Genomic DNA, 22,140 nt, shown 5'->3' with positions numbered 1-22,140 from the left:
CAAGGAGGACGCTGTAATTAATGCTTAGTGTGTATGTTTCTGCGTTGTACTACTACTTCTTGCGTGATGCGATGAATGTCCCAAGAAGGGCGAGCGCAAGAACCGCGCTTCCTGCCGAGCATCCGCCGCTTGAGCTGCCTACGCCGTATTCAGGTGTTACTGTGGAGGTCATCTTCACTGTAACTGACGGGTTGCTCATGGTAACCGCTGAAGCCCTTACCGCTGTTCCGCTGACTACGAAAGCGATGTAGCCGGATCCGGTGAGGCTCCTCGGAGTTGTTACTTCCGCGCCGGTGCTGTCAAACACTCTTACTGTGCCTGCTGTGCTGTCCACGCCGTCAAGGTTGAACACGAACCCTGCTCCGCTCTGAATTGACCTGCCTGAAGGAAGTGCGCTGAATGTTACTGCGTCAATGTACTTGCCGTCAGGAAGATTGTTGTACGCTGAGGGTCTGCACACTACATACAGGTCATTGCTGGCCGCTAATATGTCGTCAACCGCAATCGTTGCTGTGTCTACTGTTGACTTGTATGAGCCGGCGACTACAACAGCGTCTGAGCCGATGATGGTCTTGATTTTATCGACAGCAGTCTGCGATCCCTGTGCGGCCATCTTGATTGTTACTGTCGGGTTCTCAAGCGTGTAGTTTGTGTCGGACACCCTGATTCCGCCGTCAAGTATCTCGAACGCCACATAGTATGTGTCGCCGTTAAGAATGGCTGAAGGATTTGTTACCTCTGTGCCGTTCTTGTAGAATACTTTGGAGTACGCTATTGTCTCGCCAACGATGCCGTCAGGATAGAAGCTGAATGTTGCGCCGCTTGCAACTGCCCCGCCTGGAGGAAGTTCGCGGAATGTCATGGGCATAAAGTACGCATCGTTTGAAAGTCTGCTTACTATGAATCCGAGTCTGGCCGCTATGTGAAGGTCATTGCTGGCCGCGAGCAGGTCATCAGCTACCAGTACTGAATCAGCTACTGCTGTTGTGTACGCCGATGCAGGAACAACCTTAATGCTGCTTACGCCCATTGCTGTAGCCATCTTCGCCATCGCCGCCTTAACGTCAGCACTATCCTCGTCAACTGTTATAACGGTCTCCTCAACGGTGCCGTCCTCATTGACTGTTACGATTACTTTCTCTTCCGTCTCTGTTACCTGGTCAACTGAAACTGTAAGAGGTGTCCTATCCACTGACACGCCTGCTGTCGCGAGGTCTTCTGATGTAGCATAGACTAAAGGCTCGTAGGTCTCTCCGGCTTCCATAACGACAAGCATTACAACGTAACCAGGCATAATGTCCTGCGACCGGCTGGCATCAGGAATTGTGTCAACTATATCGCCTGAGCTGTTGATGAATGCTACGCCCTCGTTGTCGGCTGCCGCTGCTGTGAATGCGCTTGATGACACTGCAAGATTCTTTGCTCTGTGTCCCCTGTGGCCTTTAATCTTCGTTCCGTAAAGAGCTGAACCGAACGTCTTGACGAATGAATATGTGCCGCTCTCTGTAGCTCTCACTGCTTCCTGAACTGAAAGTGCCTTTGCGCCGTCTACGCCGAGCATATATGTCGCGACTCCGAGCTTCTCCGCTACCGTCATTGATGTTCTCGTTGACGATGTAACCGCTACAAGGCTGGTATTGGCGCGCGGGGTCAAATCTGCTGTCGTGGGAAGTCCGGGGAATGCCCTTTCTCTTTGAGCAGGGTTGCTCTGGATTAAGGAGAGTGTTGCTGTCCTCTTTCTCTCAACTTCTGTTGACTTTGCTGTCCATACTTCCGCAAGTCTCGGTGTGAAACCTGGAACCTGAGTAAGCACCGCAACTGTGATTGACTGAGCAACTGTCCTGATTGTCTCGGTGAACGTCTGAACTACCGCTGAACCCTGAGCAGTGCGGGAAATAACCGTTACTGTTCTGGTTACTGTGGTAACGACTTCAACGACTCTCGTGATAACCTGAACTTTTACTGTCCCATCAACTACTGATACAGTGATAGGCAGTGTTGCTGTCTGGGACATCACTCTAGGTGAGCCGTGGCCTGCCACATCGCTGCTGATGGAGTAAGTCTCTGTTACCATCGCCGTAAAGTTGTAGCTTCCTGTCGCTGTAGGCGTGAGGGTCAGTGTGCTGCCGCTTACTGAGGCCCAAGAATACCCCGCAACTGTGATGGCACTGAGCGTACCGCCGTGTCCTGCTGTAGCTGTGAGGGTGATTGTCTCAGTGTCCCCCAGCTTCATTGAGAATTTCGAGCGGGAAGCCGTGAGAGTGGTATCCGCGGCCATTGCCGTACCCGCGATTGCGAGCGTTGCAACAACCATGATTAACGCAAATAACTTCTTCATGAAACTAAAGCACTCCTTTCGGAATAATTAAAATGTTTGAAACTGAACTAAGTAATACACGCAGAACTACGTTGCACATTTTACACCGTGTTGTTAGCTTGTCAACAAACAAATGAAAAAATTTCGTATCCTTCCAACAGTATAATTACTCAGAAAAAATTGCAGGCTAGTTTAATGTTGATTTCAGTATATTCGGCAATGAGGAGTCATTTTTCAGCTGGCGTACAAGCTCCGCCCTTCTCGGAGTCCCCGCGTCATAAAGCTCGATGAGCCTGCATTTTACTATTGAGGCGCGGCGGGAGTTAGGATAATTTTTCAGGCACAATTCGAGAATGTCCCGTGCGTCCTTCCTTCTTTCGTCTGGGAATCCCTCAAGGTATAAATCAGCTAAATCCCAGTAGGCCGACTCGCCTTCCTCCGTACCTTTGCAGCGTTCAGCAATCTTCCGCAGAATCTCTTCACGCTCTTCCGGGTCTGAGTCATTTCCCAGCCTGTTAAGCTCAACGCGCATAATCATTCCTTCGCGCTCAAGGGCGGAAATATCAGCACCGTATGAGCATATCGGCATTATCAGAATTGACAGCAGCGCAAAAACTTTCAGCATTGAATCACGCATTAACATCCGGCCTCCCTATAGATATGTACGTGAAGCCCATCCGTTTCATTTCGGCGGGCGGGAAAATATTTCTTCCGTCAACAATAAGGGGATTTGCCATTAACTTTTTCATGCGGGAAAAATCCGGCTTTCGGTAGATGTCCCATTCAGTCATAACGGCGAGGGCATCGGCTCCGTTCACAGCGTCATACATGTCCTGAACATAGACGAGTCCCCGGTGTTCTCCGAAAAATGCGCGTGTCTCAGTGATTGCGCGGGGGTCTGTGGCCTGAATCCTTGCGCCCGCGTCAAGCAGTGAGCGTATCAGCACAAGCGCGGGGGCTTCGCGGGTGTCTGATGTCTTTGGCTTGAAGGCTAATCCCCAGACGGCTATAACTTTTCCGGCGAGGGAGTCGAATCTTGCGGACAGTTTTTCGAAGACGGATCTTTTTGCGCGCTCGTTCACGTCGTCAACGGCTGTGAGAATCTGAGGCTCATACCCTGCGGCTCTGGCGAAATCGCGCAATGCCCGGACATCTTTCGGGAAGCATGACCCGCCGTAACCGCACCCGGCGTTGAGGAACTTTTTGCCGATTCTCACGTCGAGTCCAATTCCGCGCCTTACGCTTTCGATGTCTGCGCCGACATGCTCGCATATCCCGGCCATTTCGTTCATGAATGATATTCGGGCGGCAAGCATGGCATTTGCGGCGTATTTCGACATTTCAGCGGAGGCTGTATCCATGTAGATGAGTTTCGCAGGCTCAAGATATGAATATAAGTCCTCAAAAATTTTCCGGGCTTCGGGGCAGTCGACTCCCACTATAACGCGGTCAGGGTCAAGAAAGTCTGTCAGCGATGAGCCTTCCCGGAGAAATTCGGGGTTTGAGGCCATGAAGATTTTGTGCGGGGCATTGCGGGACTCAAGCTCTGCGGAAATGATTTCCTGAACCCGCCTGTTTGTGCCTACAGGGACTGTGGATTTCACGATAGCCAGTAGGTTACCCGACATTCCCGCGCCGATGTCATGTGCAACACCTTCAACATACGACAAATCCGCGCTTCCGTCCGGCTTCTGCGGAGTCCCTACGCAGATGAAGCAAGCCTCCGCGCCTTTGAGGGCTTCCGCTGTCGACCACGTGAAAGAGAGCCTGCCCTCGTTCATGTTTCGCTTCATCATCTCTTCGAGTCCCGGCTCATAGAACGGAACTATTCCCCGGCGCAAGTTCTTCACCCGCTCAATGTCAACATCAGCGCAGACTACGTTATTCCCGTAACGCGCAAAGCATGTACCTGTAACGAGTCCAACATAGCCCGTGCCAATCACAACAAGTTTCATGATATGTGCATCATCCCTTTGTTTTTATAAGATTGAAGAAATTATACACTGCAAAATTTCAGGGGTTGCAAAAAATTCATACGCTGATAAAATTATTTCCGCGCTGAAAGAAGAGCAGTCGCCCGGGTGGCGGAATTGGTAGACGCGCTAGATTCAGGTTCTAGTGGGCGCAAGTTCGTGGAGGTTCGAGTCCTCTCTCGGGCATGAGATAATGAAGAGGGTATAATCGTGTTGCTTGACATGATTATGCCCTTTTGTTATCATGCGTCATTGCACAAAAACACGCAAAGCCAGACTGTTCAGGGGAGGTATAAAATGCCTGAATTTTTGCCAATCAGCAAGACCCGGAAGCGATACACTTTCGGCCGCGCCCGTGATTTAGTTGAAATGCCCGATATGATAGGGGTACAGAGAGATTCTTACCATTGGTTTTATCAGGATGATGTTTTGCCTGAAGAAAGGAAAACGCAGGGGCTTCAGGAATTATTGCAGGAAGTTTTTCCGATAGAGAGTTATGACGGAGCATTTGCCCTAGAATTTATCAGCTATTCAATCGACAAACCCAAAATAACAGAAGAAGAAGCAAGGCAGAAGGATATGACGTGGGCCAGGCCGATAAAGGCCGTAATCCGACTCACGAACACAAGAACGCAGGTCAGGAAAGACGCAAAAGAAATATTCCTCGGTGATTTCCCCGTAATGACAGATAGGGGGACTTTCATCATCAACGGAACAGAGAGAGTCGTCATTAACCAGCTTGCGCGCTCGGCAGGAATTTACTTCACGCACAACGCTGAAGGCTGCTCGGCGAAATTGATTCCCGACCGCGGGGCGTGGCTTGATTTTGCTATGCCCGACTCGGAAAAGGAACTTGTTACAGCCAATATCGACAACAGGAAGAAATTACCCGTTACGCTTCTGCTTAAAGCCCTAGGAGCAAAGAACAATGATGACATTATCGAGCTTCTTGGGATTGAGACAGTATTCAGGGAATATAACACAGATCTTAAAGGTTACATGGCCGCGGAGAATGTTACTGATGACAGAGGAAATATCATAGTATCCCGCGGAACGATATTAGAGGAGGAGCATATAGCTAGGCTCTACGCCGCAGACAATTCCGAGGGAGCCGGGATTCTGGTCTACGAGATGGAGCCGGCATTAGCTCGGACATTGGCGCGTGATACGACAGACAGCCCGGACGAGGCAATCAGGGACATATTCAAGCGTCTCAAGCCAAATGAGCAGGGACGAATCGAGAACGCCCGCGATTATTTCAGGAGTCTCCTTCAAGACCCGCGTCGCTACACATTGGGCAGGGTAGGACGCTACAAGCTAAACAGGCGGCTTAATATGAATGTCCCGGAAGATGAGAGATTACTCAGCCTTGAGGATGTCGTTACTATCGTCAAAGAAATGTTCGCCATGAAAGCCGAGGACAAAATCAGCGATGACATTGACCACCTCGGGAACAGGAGAGTCCGCTCAATCGGTGAATTGTTGCAGAATCAAGTAAGAATAGGGCTTCTCAGAATGGAGCGCATAGTCCGCGAGAGAATGACGACAATCCCGAATCTTGACGAGGTTACAGGCCGCGAATTAATCAACGTCAGGCCGATAGCCGCATGTCTGCGGGAATTTTTCGGGTCAGGCCAGCTCTCTCAGTTCATGGATCAGACTAACCCGCTTGCTGAAGTTACGCACCGCCGGAGACTCTCAGCACTTGGGCCGGGAGGACTCAGCCGAGAGCGCGCCGGATTTGAGGCAAGAGACGTACATTACACGCACTACGGGAGAGTCTGCCCGATTGAGACACCTGAAGGGCCGAACATCGGACTCGTGTCATCACTCACGACTTACGCCAGCATTAACTCTCACGGATTCCTAGTTACGCCGCGCAGGAAGGTTGAAGGCGGGAAGCTCACCGAGAAAATTGACCTCCTTTCAGCGGATGACGAAGACAAGAAATATGTCGCTATGGCCAGCACTCAGCTTGAGGATGACGGAATCACAATCGCAGGCGACTCATGTCCCACGCGCCACGCGGACGAAATTGTTACAGTCCCAACAGACATGGTTGACTACATGGACGTTTCACCGCGTCAGATAGTCTCGCCGTCAACAGCATTAATCCCCTTCCTTGAACATGACGATGCTAACCGCGCTTTGATGGGTTCAAACATGCAGAGGCAGGCAGTCCCGCTATTAGTCCCGGAAGCACCCAGAGTCGGAACAGGAATCGAACACAGAATCGCACGCGACTCCGGCTCATGCATAACAGCAAAGGAAGACGGCACTGTAACATACGTAGACTCAGACCGCATAAAGATACGTAACGCAAAAGGCCGCGAACGTACATATGACATGATAAAGTTCCGCCGCTCGAACCAGTCAACGCTAATCCATCAGCGTCCGTTAGTCCGCAAAGGCGAGTCAGTCGTGAAGGGCGACATCATCGCAGACGGTCAGGCAATCGAGAACGGAGAACTCGCACTCGGTCATAATGTGCTTGTCGCATTCGTCCCGTGGGAAGGCTATAACTTTGAGGACGCAATATTACTCAGCGAAAATCTCGTGAAGGAAGACAAATTCTCATCAATCCACATTGAAGAGTACGAGATAGAAGCCCGCGAAACGAAATTAGGCGCAGAGGAAATCACCCGCGACATTCCGAACGTCGGGGAAGACATGCTGCGGAATCTCGATGATGACGGGATAATCAGAATCGGCGCGGAAGTCTCAGCAGGCGACATCCTCGTGGGAAAAGTTACGCCCAAAGGCGAGTCAGATCAGACACCGGAAGAGAAATTATTGCGCGCTATTTTCGGCGAAAAGGCCAGGGAAGTCCGCGACAACTCATTGAAGCTCCCGAACGGCTCATGGGGGAAAGTCGTCGCCATAAAGCAAATGGACAGGCGAAACAGCCCCGAAGCTCTCGGCTCAGGCGTAATCCGCTCGGTGAAGGTCTATGTAGCCCAGCGCAGGAAAATCACAGTCGGCGACAAAATGGCAGGCAGGCACGGCAACAAGGGAGTCGTCAGCAGGATTCTCCCCGTTGAGGATATGCCCTATCTGCCGGACGGGACTCCCGTTGATGTTGTGCTAAACCCGCTCGGCGTTCCCAGCCGTATGAATCTCGGTCAGGTTCTTGAGACTATCATGGGATTTGTCGCGCTCAACAACGGATGGCACGTTTCAACGCCGGTTTTTGAGGGTGCGAACGAGAACGAAATATTTTCCGAGATGAGGAAGATTGCCGCGGCAAAATATCCCGATCTCACAGAGGACGGAATGATTACTATCCGCGACGGCAGAACAGGCAGGCCGATGGACAAAAAGGTTACAATCGGCTGTATGTACATGTTGAAGCTGAATCACCTTGTCGACGACAAAATTCACGCCCGGTCAACAGGCCCGTACAGCTTAATCACTCAGCAGCCGCTAGGCGGTAAAGCCCAGTTCGGCGGGCAGAGGTTCGGAGAGATGGAGGTATGGGCGTTAGAGGGTTACGGCGCGGCGAATGTATTGCAGGAAATATTGACCGTGAAATCTGACGACATAAGAGGCCGCGACAAGACATATGAACGTATCGTGAAAGGTCAGAGCCTCGTAAAGCCCGGAGTCCCCGAAAGTTTCAGGGTATTGGTGAAAGAATTGCAGGGACTCGGACTCGATGTTGAAGTTACGTTTGATGACGGCTCCCACGGCGATATACCTATGGAGGAAGACGACAGGCCGATGTTCACGGGCAGGCCGCCGGAGATTTTCTCATCGCCCAGAAAGACACGCAAGCCCCGCGCAAAGCCTCAGCAGGATGCCTCAGAAGATGACATACTTTCAGTGCCTCTGACTGATGAGCCTGACATGATGCCGGAAATTTCTGACGTGTTTTTGGAGAATGAAGAGCCTACAGCCGAGGATTTAGCGAGAATGAGCGAGGACTCTGATGACTTGTTCGCTGACCCTGTAACAGACGGAGAGGGGGATATTTAGACTTGGCCAAGAGAAAAGAAATCACAGGAGTACGAATCAAATTAGCCACGCCCGAAAGGATTCACGCTATCTCAAAAGGCGAGGTGCTGAAGCCGGAGACGATAAATTACCGCACATTGAGACCCGAAACAGATGGGTTATTCTGCGAGAAAATTTTCGGCCCTACAAGAAGCTACGAGTGCAAATGCGGGAAGTACAAGCGTTCCGGGCCTAAGTTCAAGGGAGTAGTCTGCGAACACTGCGGAGTCGAGGTTACAGACAACAGAGTCCGCCGCGAAAGAATGGGACATATTGATTTGGCCGTCCCTGTCGTGCATATTTGGTACCTGCGCGGAATACCCAGCCGATTAAGCCTCCTTCTTGGGACAAGCGCGAAAGACCTCGAACGGGTTATATATTTCGCACCCCTCAAGAAGACCGAGAAAGCCTACAAGGTTACAGCGACATCACACCCCGACATTGTGAGCATCGGCGCGGTTATCTCAGCGACAGCCGTGAAGATTCACGAGCATTACGACCCCGATTTCAGGTGCGAGAAAGCGTACATGATTGACGAGGCTATGAGCATTCCCGTTAATGTCGGCGATATTATTTCAGCGTCTCAGCTCGCGAAATACAAGACCGATTACGGCGATGAGGCTCTCAGGGCTGAACCTGCGTTTGTCCTAACTGAAGACAGCGAAGAGTTAGGACTCACTGCGGGCGCAATTGTCCCGGCCTCCAAAGCCCCGGAGTCAGCAGAACGCGCCAAGACCGGGAATAATGATGCGTTTGTCGTTACGGGAGTCGTGAAAATTCAGGTTGACGGGCAGGAACTCTCAAAGGGAAAAATTCTGTCCGAGTCAGAACTCAAGAAGGCGCATGAGCTTTACCCGGAGCTTTTCCCGAAAGACGAGAACAGGCCGGAGGATGAGCAGTGCAGCGTTGTTGTTGATGATCCGTGCCACCTCGTAATTTTGCCGGGAAGCTCCCCGTTTGAGCAGGGAGATGTCATCTTTGAGCATCAGCAGAAATTGTGCAAGGCATATGATGACAGGTTCGATGCGGGAATAGGCGCGGACGGAGTACTAGCACTGATTAACCGACTCGATCTTGACTTCCTCGCAGACTCACTCAGGGAGCAGATAGCCGACACTACCGGGCAGAAGAAACGAAAGCTCATCAAGCGTCTTCAGGTTACGGAGGATTTCAGGAAGAGCGACTCTCAGCCGCAATCCATGATATTAACCGTCCTTCCCGTAATCCCGCCGGATTTGCGCCCCCTCGTACAGCTTGACGGGGGAAGATTCGCAACAAGCGACCTCAACGATCTATACAGACGAGTCATCAACCGAAACAACAGACTCAAAAAGTTACAGGCTCTCAACGCCCCGGAGATCATCATCCGCAACGAAAAGCGAATGTTACAGGAATGCGTTGACGCTCTCATAGACAACGGCAGAGTCGGAAAGGCCGTATTAGGCGCGGGCAACCGTCCATTGAAGAGCCTCACGGACTTATTGCGCGGGAAAAAGGGACGCTTCCGCCAGAATCTTTTAGGGAAAAGAGTCGACTATTCCGGGCGGTCGGTTATCGTTATCGGGCCTCAGCTCAAAATATATCAGTGCGGACTCCCGAAACAGATGGCCTTGGAGCTGTTCAAGCCGTTTGTGATTCGCAGGCTCGTTGAAGGCGGACTCGCTCCCAACGTCAAGAACGCAAAGCGGAGAATCGAGAAAGGCGGCGGCGAGATATGGGAGATTCTCGAAAACATCATCAAAGATCATCCCGTCATGCTCAACCGCGCTCCCACTCTGCACCGACTCGGCATTCAGGCGTTTGAGCCGGTACTCATGGAGGGAAAAGCTATCAGGCTTCACCCGATGGTCTGCACGGCGTTCAACGCGGATTTTGACGGCGACCAGATGGCCGTACACGTTCCCCTAAGCATTGAGGCACAAGCAGAGGCAAGACTCCTCATGCTGTCAGCAAACAACCTTTTATCACCCGCAAGCGGAAGGCCGGTTGTTACTCCCACACAGGATATTGTGTTAGGCGTGTACTATTTGACCGACATGCGCGGGGGGCTTCAGGGAGACGGGCGGCACTTCATGAGCATGGACGATGTTTTGTCGGCAATCTCGCACGGCACTGTCCACGTGAACGCAAAAATCTGGCTCAAAGAGAATCCCGAACTCTACGGCCATCCCAAAGGCAGGAGGAAATTTTCTGACGGCAAAGACGCGGTAATAGTCGACAGTTTCGAGGACGTAACCGGGAATCCTCACGCCGTGTTTTTCGAGACGAGTCCCGGCCGTGTCCTGTTCAACACAAGAATCGCAAAGCAGCTGCGATTCGTGAATGAGCAGCTCGGAAAAAAGAAAATAGGCGCGCTTCTTGATGACGCTTACGACAAAGTAGACCGTCCCGGAGTCGTTGAAATGCTTGACGAGATAAAATCCCTCGGCTATCACTGGGCGGCAAGGAGCGGAATCAGTTTCGGAGTCCAAGCCGTGAGAATCCCGGACGAGAAAGCAGAAATCACCCGCGCAACTGAAGCTGAAGACAACGTAGCCAAAGAGAATTACGAGATGGGACTCTTAACGTACGATGAGTATCTCGATCAGAAGAGCAAACTTTGGGCGGAGGCCACGAAAAATATCGCCGACAGCATAGAGGCTCACATGAGCGAGGATAACCCCGTCCGCATGATGGTTGACTCAGGTGCGCGAGGCTCAAAAGGTCAGCTCGGTCAGATGGCAGGCATTCGCGGACTCATGGCCGACCCTACCGGAAAAACGATAGATTACCCGATTACGGCGAATTTCCGCGAGGGTATGAATATGCTTGAGTACTTCATTTCGACACACGGCGCAAGAAAGGGACTCGCTGACACGGCATTACGCACGGCGAAATCAGGATACTTAACGCGGAGGCTTGTTGACGTTTCGCAGGACTTAATCATAACTGAGCATGACTGCGGAACGGACAAAGGCATCTGCATTCGCCCCCTAATCAGCGAGGGTAAAACGATGATAGGAATCGCCGAAAGAATCGCGGGGCGCACATCACTTCACGACATTGAAGCAAATGGTGAGTTAATCGTGAAATCGGGCGACATAATCACAGAAGCATTAGCCCGTAAAATCGAGTCAGCCGGAATCAATGAAGTGTGGGTGCGGAGTCCTCTTGCGTGTGCGCTGAAGAAGGGAGTCTGTCAGAAATGCTACGGGCATGACCTCTCATCACGCAAACTTGTTCCCATCGGCGAGGCTGTCGGAGTCGTCGCGGCTCAGTCAATCGGCGAACCCGGCACTCAGCTCACTATGCGTACATTCCACACGGGCGGAGTGCGTTCGGCGGAGGATATTACGCAGGGTCTTCCGAGAATTGAGCAGCTCTTTGAGGTCAGGAGGCCGCGAAAAGTCTGCATACTCGCGGGCGTTGAAGGACACATCAAAGAGATAATAACAGAGGGAAAACGCAAGGTAATCATTGAGGACGAGGACGGAAATACAGTATCCCACGCGATTCCTACAGGGCAGGACATCAGAGAGGGAGTCGAGGAGGGGATGGAAGTCCACAAATTAACACCCCTCACTGAAGGAAGCATTGACCCTCAGCAGCTTTTAGAGGTTGAAGGGATTGACGCGGTTCAGAAAATGCTTGTTGACGAAATTCAGTACGTCTATCATTCTCAGGGTGTCAGCATAAACAACAAGCACATAGAAGTTATACTCCGAAAAGTTGCACCGCTGAACAAAGTACGGGTAATCGAGGAAGGCGACACATCATATGTCGCAGGCGATATGATCTGGGAGGATGACGTAGCCAGGAGAGAGCGCGAAATCACCGATGACAACGAAAAGCGCGTGAAGGATGCCGCCGAGAATTTCGCCGGGGATATACTTGTTGCCACTGACAGGCCGGACGCTGAAATAGATGAGTATATCGGCCAGCCGCTGACAGAGGATATACTCCGCAAGATTCTAACTCCGGGCGTAACGGTAAAATCATTCACGGTTCTTCACGGTGAGTCAGAGATTGATGTAATCATCGGAAAATCAGCGTTCAGGAAGAGAATGTACAACGCCAGACTCCTCAACGAGATAAAAATCGGAAACTACAAAATCCGCAAGAATATCAATATCGGCCGCGATGACCTCAAGCGCGTAACGTCCGGCGGGCCTGTAGTACTCCGTATAAGGCACAGGGAACACCTTGAAGCCCTCGTCAACAAAAAATGGCTCGCTGAGGAAATCTCAATCCCCAAGAAAGACGGAAAAAGAGTCGTTGCTGAACCTGACACATTCATTACGCCGGAGGCCTCACAGCAGATTGCACAGAGCGGAGTCAGGGACATAAAGGTGTGGAACTCTGTCGAATATCTCGATGTCGTTGACGGAATCCGCACGGCACTAAAGGCCATGAACATTATCGGGAAAGACATCTACGAGGACGGCGAATTTTCCGGGAAGACTGTAACGGAAGAAATGATTGAAGCCCTCGCAAAAGGCGACATTCAGCAGATAGAGTTTGACGACGGTGAAGCAGTAATCACGATTCGGAGGATTGATATTCTGCGGAAGCTCCTTGCCTCAAAGCTGAGGGGAAAAATCTACGTCAGCGCAAAATTCCAGGCAGTGAAGGCAGAAATCACAGAGCCGGAATCACAGTCCCAAGAGTCAGAGCAGGAGTCAGACGGCGGGACAGAGTCCGAAAACGACAGCGGTGAAATCCGAATCACAGGAGGCACTGAGCTTAGAGCCGAAACAATCTCGGAGCTTGCGGCCATGAACCCGGCAGAAATTTGGGTGAGGCCGTCAAACTCAAAGCCCGAAATCGTACACCTCATACGGGAATATACGTTTGTGCAGAGAATGCGCGAGTTCCCGGAGTGCAGGCCGTTCATACACGGAATCACTAAGGCGGCACTTGCTACTGATAGTTTCCTGAGTGCGGCTTCATTCCAGCAGACAGCGCAGGTTCTTGCGGGTGCGGCGGTGAAGGGTGAAATGGATCCGTTAAGCGGGCTGAAGGAGAACGTAATCATCGGTCATCTTATCCCGGCAGGGACAGGGGCAGAGGCTTTCAGGAGCATCGCTTACAGGTCAGAAGGAAGACCGAGACCGAGATTCACGCAGAGTGAGCCTCAGAAAAAAGAGACAGTACTCGAAAGCGCAGACATCTTCAACTAGTCAGCAGACAAAAAAATTTCCCCCTGGTCGCACATGGCCGGGGGGATTTCTTTATGTCCTAATATCGCAGACCGTATGACGGGTAATATACACGCTCATCATTGAGGCCCTCTCTCTGTTCCTCTAGGGCGCGTTTTCCTGCGGTGCCCAGCTCTTTGGCGAGTATCGATGTCAGGACATGAACGGCGAACATTGACCCTATAAGGCTGCTTCCGAACAGGGGCGAATTGTCGCTGACGTAAAAATGCATGTCGGCATGTTCGCACACAGGAGCCGCCGGGCTGTCGGTGATTGACGCGATTCGGACTCCCCGTGAGGCTGTCTGCTCTGCCGCTTCTGTTACCTCAATAACATAGCTGGGAAGCTCGCACACTATGAGCATGTCATTTTCTGTTATGCCGCGTGCCTGTTCGAGGAGCGAGAGAGAGCCACGGCGCATTAATACGGACTTCATGCCAAGCTCGGCAAAGCGCGTGTAAAGCCATTCAGCAGGCATTGAAGATATGCCCCAGCCCATGCAGTATATAGCGTCAGAATCGCGGGCGGCGGTGCAGAATCTCCGAACGTCCTCGCGGTTAAGGGATATATTCCTGTATGTCTCATCGATATTGGCATGTTCGAGGCGGCATAATCTTAGGGCGGTGTCTGCGCTGTCTTCCGGGACTGTATCGCCTGACGACGGAATCACCTGATTGAGCAGCTTTTTCTTGAGAGTGTTCTTCAGGTCAGCATAGCCGTCAAAGCCGAGCATCCGGGCAACCCTCACAAGCTGGGCGCGTGATACGGATAATTTCTCTGCTGTCTCGCTTATTGAGTGAAACGCTATTTCAGGCGAGTTCCCTAAAATATATTCTGCAACCCTTCTCGTTTTTGCGGGAAAGTTGCTGAGTCTTCCGCGTATGCAGTCTTCAAGCCGCTGAATGTCCATAATGTCATCTCACTTACTCAATTTTTCCGCAGCGAACGTAATTCACTCCGCTCCCCCGTGAGGATCTCAATGTGCCTTCAACTGTTACGGGGTCATTGTCATTTTTCCCTGCAAGAATCTTCCGCATGTCCTCATCATATACGCGGACAACGATAAAATCCCGGCCCTTTTCGGGGTCTTCCTGCCTGACAGCAAAGCGCGTGTATTTCCCGGTGCCTGTCTCGCCCTCATTCTGTGCTTTGATGACGTGGACGGCTCCCGAAAGCGTTACGGTGTTGGCGGGAGTGCCAAGCTCCGGGAGAGTCTCAGCTTCCGCAACGTCAATGAACATTTCGCCGCTGCCCTTTGAGGAGCGCAATACTCCTGTGATTTTGACGGGAGTATTCTCGGCCATGCCTGAAAGTTTTTCCCGGAGGCTTTCGGGAAATGCCCTCGCGCTGAGGAAGTCTTTGCGTGTCGTTCCGTCAGTCCATAAATTTTCGTGGCGGACTGAGAACGGGAAATAGCCGCTGTCCTTCTTCCGGCTAAGATGGTGCATGAGGCCGGAGATTGTTACGGTGTTGATGTAATTCATCGGTATCACCCTCTGTACTGAGTTTAAGATTAATGGTTATAATTCTACAACATTGAAGCATTGATTGCCTCGTAAAAACTTCACGCGGACAATTTTGCGGCAAGTACATAATATGCTATATTAATCATATTAAGAAGACTAAGAGGGGTTTCATTCCATTGTTCGGTTATATGCCTGTCTCAGTGAGAGACACAGCGTCTTACGCGAATATCATAAATAATAAAAAGCGGATGTTCTTAGCTATGTTTTTTTTGTTCATGTTCAATAAGACATTTGTGCCGCTTTTCATTGCTGACAGAGTTGACGCTTCCACAGGGATAAACGTATTGGGGAATACAATGGCTATAGCGATATGCGGGACGGCTATGCTGATAACTCTTTCGATGAAGACGCGCAGTATATATCACAGCTCTGTTATCACTATATTTATCGCTTGTACTTTCCTGTACGTGCTTTATGTGGTGATTATGTCGTTTTGCGGTTTTTTTATGTTCAGGGGCTTTAAGAACTACAAAATCATGCTGGGTTTCATGGTAGGCTCGATTACGCTGTTCCTTTCCGCAAGAATCGTGATTGAGTATGACCTAAAGCTGAAGTTCGTAAAGGCTGTCTGCCTTGCTCTGGGAATAGGACTCACAACCGCGTATATACTCAACTTTGACAATCTTGCTGTACTGAATCATCTGGGCGACTTGTTCAATAACGCGAAAAGATACAGGTATGCGTTCGGTCTTGGCCATCCCAACTACGCAGGTCATAGAGCAATGGAGTTCCTGATTTATACTGCTCATTATACAGGACTTTGGCCGCGGAAAAGGGGCGTTACTTGGCCTCTGATGACATGTTCAATATCCTGTTCCTGATTCCCGTTTCAGGGATAGCTGTTATTATACTCCTCAGCACCGCTTCAAGAGCCGCTATGACGGGGATTATACTTTTCTTCATGGCATATTTCTTCCTGACCTTCCGCACAAAAATAGGAGGGCGTATCTGGTTTCTGGTTATCTTTGCCACTGTGGTGCTGGCTTACATCGTTATTGTTACTGTGGATTGGGATTATGTTTTCCTAGAAAGCAACAGAATGAGAAATTATGTACTTATAGACATAATGCTTCAGAAAAATACATGGCTTACAGGACTGGGATTTATAGATCAGTTTAACGTAATTGATTTGGCTGGTATTCATTATTTAGACGGCTATTATCTTGCCAGGTTCATTCAGTCGGGGCTTATAGGCTTCATCATACACATAGGGTCTATACTATGGTTCGCGAAAAAATACTTTCAGCATTTGGTAGACATGACCAGATTCCAGAGGCTTGCGGGTAGTCTGCTTGCAGTATGTTTATATTACGGACTGCTTGAGACTATATTATTCACTGGCACCCCTATAGAGATAGTGAACTGGACACTGTTCCTGATCGCAATGAACCAGATATCGGAAGCACAGCAGAAACATATACAGAGGAGGGCAAAATCATAGTGGACTTAGTGAGCGTGATTGTCCCGGTATACAACGTAGAGAAATATTTGCGCGACTGCCTCGACAGCATAATTCAGCAGACGTATACGAACCTCGATATTATTCTTGTTGATGACGGCTCCCCGGACACTTGCGGCCAGATATGCGATGAGTACGCTCGCAATGACACCCGGATCACCGTATACCATAAAGAGAACGGCGGACTGTCTGACGCGAGGAATTACGGAATCGCAAGGGCAGGCGGGGACTTTCTGATGTTTGTTGACAGCGATGACGTGATAGCACCGAATCTAGTCGAAGAAAAGCTCAGGCTGATTCACAAATATGACGCTGACATCGTTATGGCAGGGACAAATATTTTCAGCACCTCGCCGGACTGGAGCAGCGATTCAGAATCAGGGGAGCGTTGCGTCTCTCCTCATGATGCGTTCCGGGAGGCTTTCTACCAGCGGGATTTTGACCACGGCACATGGGCAAAGCTATACAGGCGCGAAATATGGGCGGATACGGAATTTTCCAAAGGAATGTACTACGAGGATGCTTTCACAACGTACAAGATTTTTTTCAGAAGCTCAAGGATTGCGCTGACGTACAAAAAGCTATACGGCTACCGCATGAGGCCGGGCAGCATAATGAAGGCTGATGTTTCCCCGAAAATGCTACACGTTATTCCGGCCACAAGAGAATATTACGGGGCTGTTGTCGAAAGATTCCCGGATCTTAGGGCGGCGGCCTCGTCAAGAGCGTTCAGCCTCAACAGAAGTGTGTACCTAAATTACCCGTTCTCCCGGAAAAAAGAGCGCATGATGATATGGGAGGAAATGAAAAAATACAGGCGGGCGATAATTTTTGACCCTATGGCCAGAAAACGCGAACGAATAGCGGCACTTCTGAGTTATCTCGGAGCTGACATATTCCACATTCTTTTCTCATGGCTCTACAAGAAACAGCAGGTAATGAAATAGAATCTCCCGGCAATTCGCAAAAACCCCGTAAAACACCGCGCTCACATGTTGCATAATTCGTAAAAGCTGATACAATGCAGAAAAGTTTTCATCAGGAGGTGTAAATCATGACCAAAGCAGAACTTATTGACGCTATCACCGCCAAGCTCGAAATGCGGAAAAAAGATGTCGCGCCTGTTGTTGATGAGGTTTTCGCACAGATTCAGGCCGCGCTTGCAAAGGGCGACAAATGCACGTTCGTGGGCTTCGGAGTGTTTGAAGTCAGAGAGAGAGCCGCAAGAGAAGGGCGCAACCCGCAGGATCCCTCAAAGGTCGTCCTCATTCCTGCGAAAAAAGTACCCGTCTTCCGCCCGGGGAAAGACCTCAAAGACAGCGTTGTTAACGCGCCAATCAGCAAATAAAGCAGTTTCACGCAGCAAGAAACGGAAGCGGTTCCCCGAAAATGTGAGAGCCGCTTTTTTTGTGCAGAAAGGGAAAACAATCGTATGCTGAATTTCAGAAAATTTACATGGCAGGACAAAGACATTTACACGAAATACTACCAGTTATCCCCGGTACATTACGCGGAGTATTCATTTTTCGGCCTGTGGTCATGGGATCACGCCTACCCGATAGAATTTGCCGAAACGGGCGGGGCTTTATGCTGGCTCAGGTCAGGCGGGCCGCTTCCGGGGTATTTCGGGCCTTGCGGAAATTGGGACGCTGTTGCGGACTGGGACGCGGAATTGTCGCACTTCTCGCCGGGGGACGTGGTATATGATGTCCCGGCAAAAGTGAAAGATATTCTCTCAGGCCGTCCGGGACTCAGGTTCAATGATGACAGAGACCAGCATGAATATGTTTACGCGGTGAAGGACATGACAGCCCTGAAGGGAAAACTGTACGCCCACAAGCGCAACAGGGTTCGGGCATTCCTCACGGGCTACGAATGGGACTATTACCCCGTAACGCCCAATGATTTCGCGGAGATTATGACGTTTCAGGAAAAATGGCGCGCTCACAGGGCACTCACGATGACACCGGACGAGGCCGAGTCGCTCGCTGATGAGGACATAGCGATTCAGAACGCCTTGAATCACTGGGAGGACTTCAAGTTTTCGGGGGGTATGCTGAAAGTTGACGGGGAAATAGTCGCCTACACCATCGCGGAAGAGCTTGACCCGGAAAATATAGATATACGCTACGAAAAGGCCATGCCGGAATACGCCGGAAGCTATCAGGCCATCAATAATATGTTCCTGAAGGAGCAGTGCCAAAATTACACATGGGTGAACCGTGAGGAAGACATGGGCGAGCCGGGACTAAGGGAGTCGAAAATGTCATACAATCCCGCGTATATGCTTGAGAAATTCCAGATGGAAATATTGTAGGGAGGGGAAAATTCATGCGTACAGATTCGGCTGAAGCTGTGATGATTCGGTATGATGACTCGTCTCCTGAGAGTTTCAGAATTATGCTTGACGAGGCAAAAGACTGGGCAGAGCGTTCCGGCTTGACTGAGGATGATATTGCTGACGCGGTAAAGTCTGTTCGGACGCGCAGGAAGGCATGAAGATAGTCATTGATACCAATGTTGTAATATCAGGCGTATTTTTCGGCGGAAAACCCAGAATGATTCTTGAAGCTGCCGCTGACGGCAAATTATCAGTATGCGCTTCTGCTGAAATACTCAGTGAATATTACGAGGTTACAGATGAAATGATCAGCAGGGGACAGGGGCATTTCAGCCGCGATGTCCTTCTCCCTCTGATTTCAGCAATAGAAATAATTATCCCGTTATCATCATTCAGCATATGCAGAGATCCAGACGACAACAAATTTATTGAATGCGCCGCAGATTCAGGAGCGTTATACATCGTCAGCGGGGACAAAGACCTTCTCGACATTCAGGAATATAACGGCATCCGAATTGTTGCTGCTGCAAATTTCTGCAATATGTACAGCGATATATTCACATCATAAGAAAGCAGGCACAAATTAATGATATACCTTGTTATAGGCTTGTTCATAGTTGTAGCTGTGGGAGCGTTCCTCCGTCAGCAGTCCGGGACTCAGACCCAAGAGTCCCCGAACACTGACGAATCCGCAGATGTCCCTTCACCCGCTAATCCCGAATCGCTAGATCTGCCGGATGTCGAAATTGCTGACGAAAGCGACGATGATACAGCGTTCGTTCTGTCGGCAAAACCAGTAACAGACCCAGGACTCGCCGCGGGAGCTACATACTCATCACATGCCCCGGCAGGCGAGGACTCACCCTATGGACTCTCGTCCGAGCCAAAGAAACAGGCTCAGGCAAAAGCTAACCTGCTGAGATGGTGCGGGAGGACGGGAAATATCCAGCTTGAGAATATCGCAGTCCCCGGCCCTTTCGCTTACTGGGCTAACGGTGAGTCAGCTACCCCGGAGCCGTCATGTATTGATGTTACACTGCCCGTTTCATTCCCGCAGAAGGGCGATGCTCTCCCGGCTGAAGGTGCAGAGTCTTACGCGGCAATGACTCCGTTACAGCGCGGTATATATCTCACGTGGCTTGCAGGCGCACGGATTCAGCCCCCGCTGCATATGTGCTACCCGGCAATCTGGCTCTACGGAATCGAGCGGCGCACTATCACCGACAAATTAGACCTCAGCGCGTGCATAAACGAGGCTTTCAGGCTGTTACCGTTGCTGAGATGGGACGCTCTCCGGGACAATCTCATACGCTTTATTACGTGGCTTTCGATAAAAGTCTGGCTGCCTAATGAGGATTTGTTAGCGATGTGCAGGAAAATGGACTCCGTTCCTGAAGGGCTGCTTGACATTCTGCTTAACTCCTACGCAAATTCAATGCTCCCGCTTCCGACTCCTGTCGCCTTTACGGTAATAAGGACATGCGAAAAACTTCACAGGGAAGGGCAGCCGCAAATCAGGCACACTGACGAGGCTTTGCAGAAATTCACGCCGATATACAAAGAATTATGCAAGGGGGGATTAGTCCTCCTCAAGCCGCAGACGACTCTGAAACTTTCCTACAAGCCCGGCAATCCGTCTATAACCCTCAGCAAAAAGGACAATGAGTCCGTTGAGATTCCCGACTTCTTTTCCGACCTGTCAATCTTCAAATCCCTTGTCGACTCGTGGGAAGTGTTCCTTGAGTTGCAGAAGAGTGCCGAAAAAATTCCTGACCTCGCAAATATTGAGGAACGCCCCGACTTTGAGGGCTTCATAAAAACTTTGCGGCCTGAAGGAAGCGACCTGCCGTTAATCGCGACATTAGGGAATTTAGGCAAGCTGTTCAAGTTCAGCATGTCCCCGAACGTGAAACTTACAGGCAAGGAACGTAAATCCATCGTGGACACAGCGCAGGTTGAAGGCTGGCAGATTCTCCCGGATTTAGGGGTGTCAGGGCGTGAATACAACTGGGACGACAAAATACTATTCACGGAGCTTGCGCCGGGGACTCAGCTGTCGCAGTCATACCGGGTAGCGTCATTCCTGCTTGAGTTCATATGCGCGTCAATTGCGGCGGACGAGGAGAGAGTGTTCGAGCCGTTGCGCCGGAGAATGAACGAGTATTTCAAGCTGACTGATGACGACAATCTCAGGCTTGAGGCGCAGAAGCCTCTGAATTTGCCGACACAGTACGGGCCGGAATATTACGGGGATTTCCTGTGTTCGTGGCTGTCTGAGACTGAGCGGAAATCCATAAAGGGATTAATCCTTCACGCGGTGAGCTTCATGCCGGGCTACGGGGGGAATCCTGAAGTAAATTCTATCTTGTGCGAGGTAATGAAGCTCCGAGAGTCAGAAGAGCCGACTCAGGAAGACTTAGCCAAGACCGCAAGCGACTGGGGAAATGAAGTGCTGAATCTTATGACTCTCCTGTTCAAGAACAACTGACGCGGGGAAAATTTCTGCCCGGTGCTGTGAAGGGTGCCGGGCGTTTTTTGTTACTGTATTGATGCCATTATTGCCGCCCTTATCTGTGAGCTGCTTGTTGTCGTTGTGTACGGGAAATACACTATCTCAACTCCGCGCCCGGAAAATATTTCCTCGTAACGCCTGAATCTTTCTGTCCCCTTGTAATCGCTTCCCACGAATAATTTGCTGTAGTGCCATTCGTCCCAAGCGTCGCTGTCTTCCGCAGGAGCGTCAATCACTTTGTCGACATATCTGCATGAGGCTACAATAGCTTTTCTTTCGTCAAGAGGAATGAATGTAGGCTTTCCCTTCCGCAGCCCGCTGGGATGGACTCCGACAACAAGATAATCGCACTGTTCTTTTGCCCGCCTGAGGAGATTCAGGTGTCCTATGTGGAAAAGGTCAAATGTCCCGGACAAATATCCCGTAACGACTCTGCTTCTGCTGTCTGTCCTTCCTGAGGCTTTCTTGTATTCATAGCTTGACATGCCGAATTTGCGCGGGTCTTCCCTGTAACGCTCAATAACTCCCCTGTATATTTCATCGTACTGTGGAATGAAGAGAGTCCCGCCGTCTGTCATGCGGTCTATGATTTCGTTTGCCAGTGATAATGTCTGTGATATGTCGTTGGGCTTTGATGGGTCATTGAACTTTGTCCCGCTTATTGATCCGGGGGATATGTTGAGGATTCTGTTAGGGCTTCCGGCTTCTTCAAGCTCGATATTCAGTGCTTCAACGAGTTTGAATACACCTGCTTTTGACGCTGAGTATACCGCCATCAACGGGGAGCTTACGAGTCCCGCAATAGATACCATTATTCCGCAATAGAACTTCTTACCCCACCC

16 protein-coding genes and 1 tRNA gene are annotated in these 22,140 nt (G+C 50.5%); 11 read left to right on the top strand and 6 right to left on the bottom strand.

What is annotated here, in order from left to right:
- Positions 1-52: 52 nt before the first annotated feature.
- The 3 genes from IKQ95_10365 to IKQ95_10355 form a co-directional block, all read right to left on the bottom strand.
- Positions 53-2,338, bottom strand: coding sequence for a hypothetical protein (locus tag IKQ95_10365; protein ID MBR4197091.1), 2,286 nt, complete (start codon positions 2,336-2,338; stop codon positions 53-55).
- Positions 2,339-2,504: 166 nt separating this feature from the next.
- The gene (locus tag IKQ95_10360) at positions 2,505-2,954 is read right to left on the bottom strand and encodes a hypothetical protein (protein MBR4197090.1); all 450 of its coding nucleotides are present in this window, start codon (positions 2,952-2,954) and stop codon (positions 2,505-2,507) included.
- Positions 2,947-4,272, bottom strand: a complete 1,326-nt coding sequence (locus tag IKQ95_10355) for a UDP-glucose/GDP-mannose dehydrogenase family protein (GenBank protein ID MBR4197089.1) — start codon at positions 4,270-4,272, stop codon at positions 2,947-2,949. The genes IKQ95_10360 and IKQ95_10355 overlap by 8 nt, the downstream gene beginning before the upstream one ends.
- Positions 4,273-4,392: 120 nt before the next feature.
- Between IKQ95_10355 and IKQ95_10350 the strand changes: the two genes are divergently transcribed.
- The 3 genes from IKQ95_10350 (at position 4,393) to rpoC (ending at position 13,442) form a co-directional block, all read left to right on the top strand.
- A tRNA-Leu gene (locus IKQ95_10350) sits at positions 4,393-4,476 on the top strand.
- A 111-nt stretch (positions 4,477-4,587) separates the two neighbouring features.
- Positions 4,588-8,265, top strand: a complete 3,678-nt coding sequence (rpoB, locus tag IKQ95_10345; protein ID MBR4197088.1) for a DNA-directed RNA polymerase subunit beta — start codon at positions 4,588-4,590, stop codon at positions 8,263-8,265.
- 2 nt (positions 8,266-8,267) lie between these two features.
- Positions 8,268-13,442 carry a DNA-directed RNA polymerase subunit beta' gene (gene rpoC, locus IKQ95_10340; protein ID MBR4197087.1) on the top strand — a complete coding sequence of 1,725 codons (5,175 nt, stop codon included), beginning with the start codon at positions 8,268-8,270 and terminating at the stop codon, positions 13,440-13,442.
- Between the two features lie 58 nt (positions 13,443-13,500).
- Here the strand turns inward: rpoC and IKQ95_10335 are convergent, their stop codons facing one another.
- Both IKQ95_10335 and IKQ95_10330 read right to left on the bottom strand, forming a co-directional pair.
- Entirely contained in the window at positions 13,501-14,370 is an 870-nt protein-coding gene (locus IKQ95_10335; protein MBR4197086.1) for a MurR/RpiR family transcriptional regulator, read from the bottom strand.
- Positions 14,371-14,383: 13 nt separating this feature from the next.
- Positions 14,384-14,944 (bottom strand): hypothetical protein, encoded by a 561-nt coding sequence (locus tag IKQ95_10330; GenBank protein ID MBR4197085.1) that lies wholly within the window; start codon positions 14,942-14,944, stop codon positions 14,384-14,386.
- A gap of 242 nt (positions 14,945-15,186) precedes the next feature.
- Here IKQ95_10330 and IKQ95_10325 point away from each other — a divergent pair, with 242 nt between their 5' ends.
- The 8 genes from IKQ95_10325 to IKQ95_10290 all read left to right on the top strand — a co-directional run bounded on the left by IKQ95_10325 (position 15,187) and on the right by IKQ95_10290 (position 21,274).
- The gene (locus IKQ95_10325; protein MBR4197084.1) at positions 15,187-15,807 is read left to right on the top strand and encodes a hypothetical protein; all 621 of its coding nucleotides are present in this window, start codon (positions 15,187-15,189) and stop codon (positions 15,805-15,807) included.
- Positions 15,771-16,427 (top strand): hypothetical protein, encoded by a 657-nt coding sequence (locus IKQ95_10320; GenBank protein MBR4197083.1) that lies wholly within the window; start codon positions 15,771-15,773, stop codon positions 16,425-16,427. The genes IKQ95_10325 and IKQ95_10320 overlap by 37 nt, the downstream gene beginning before the upstream one ends.
- Positions 16,427-17,392, top strand: a complete 966-nt coding sequence (locus IKQ95_10315; protein ID MBR4197082.1) for a glycosyltransferase — start codon at positions 16,427-16,429, stop codon at positions 17,390-17,392. Before IKQ95_10320 ends, IKQ95_10315 begins: the two co-directional genes overlap by 1 nt.
- 107 nt (positions 17,393-17,499) lie before the next feature.
- Positions 17,500-17,793 carry an HU family DNA-binding protein gene (locus IKQ95_10310; protein ID MBR4197081.1) on the top strand — a complete coding sequence of 98 codons (294 nt, stop codon included), beginning with the start codon at positions 17,500-17,502 and terminating at the stop codon, positions 17,791-17,793.
- Between the two features lie 84 nt (positions 17,794-17,877).
- Positions 17,878-18,762, top strand: a complete 885-nt coding sequence (locus IKQ95_10305; protein MBR4197080.1) for a DUF2156 domain-containing protein — start codon at positions 17,878-17,880, stop codon at positions 18,760-18,762.
- Between the two features lie 14 nt (positions 18,763-18,776).
- Complete coding sequence (locus tag IKQ95_10300; protein MBR4197079.1) at positions 18,777-18,944, top strand: hypothetical protein; 168 nt, start codon at positions 18,777-18,779, stop codon at positions 18,942-18,944.
- On the top strand, positions 18,941-19,354 hold the full coding sequence (locus IKQ95_10295; GenBank protein MBR4197078.1) for a putative toxin-antitoxin system toxin component, PIN family: 414 nt from the start codon (positions 18,941-18,943) through the stop codon (positions 19,352-19,354). The genes IKQ95_10300 and IKQ95_10295 overlap by 4 nt, the downstream gene beginning before the upstream one ends.
- Before the next feature lie 18 nt (positions 19,355-19,372).
- The gene (locus IKQ95_10290; protein MBR4197077.1) at positions 19,373-21,274 is read left to right on the top strand and encodes a TerB N-terminal domain-containing protein; all 1,902 of its coding nucleotides are present in this window, start codon (positions 19,373-19,375) and stop codon (positions 21,272-21,274) included.
- 50 nt (positions 21,275-21,324) lie between these two features.
- On the opposite strand, the gene IKQ95_10285 is transcribed toward IKQ95_10290, so the two are convergent.
- Positions 21,325-22,140, bottom strand: an 816-nt coding sequence (locus IKQ95_10285; GenBank protein MBR4197076.1) for an SDR family NAD(P)-dependent oxidoreductase, incomplete at its 5' end; no start/stop codon positions are given.

Source organism: Synergistaceae bacterium, assembly GCA_017540085.1.
In the GTDB taxonomy this organism is placed as follows: Bacteria; Synergistota; Synergistia; order Synergistales; family Aminobacteriaceae; genus JAFUXM01.
This window is presented reverse-complemented; position numbering and strand designations above follow the sequence as displayed.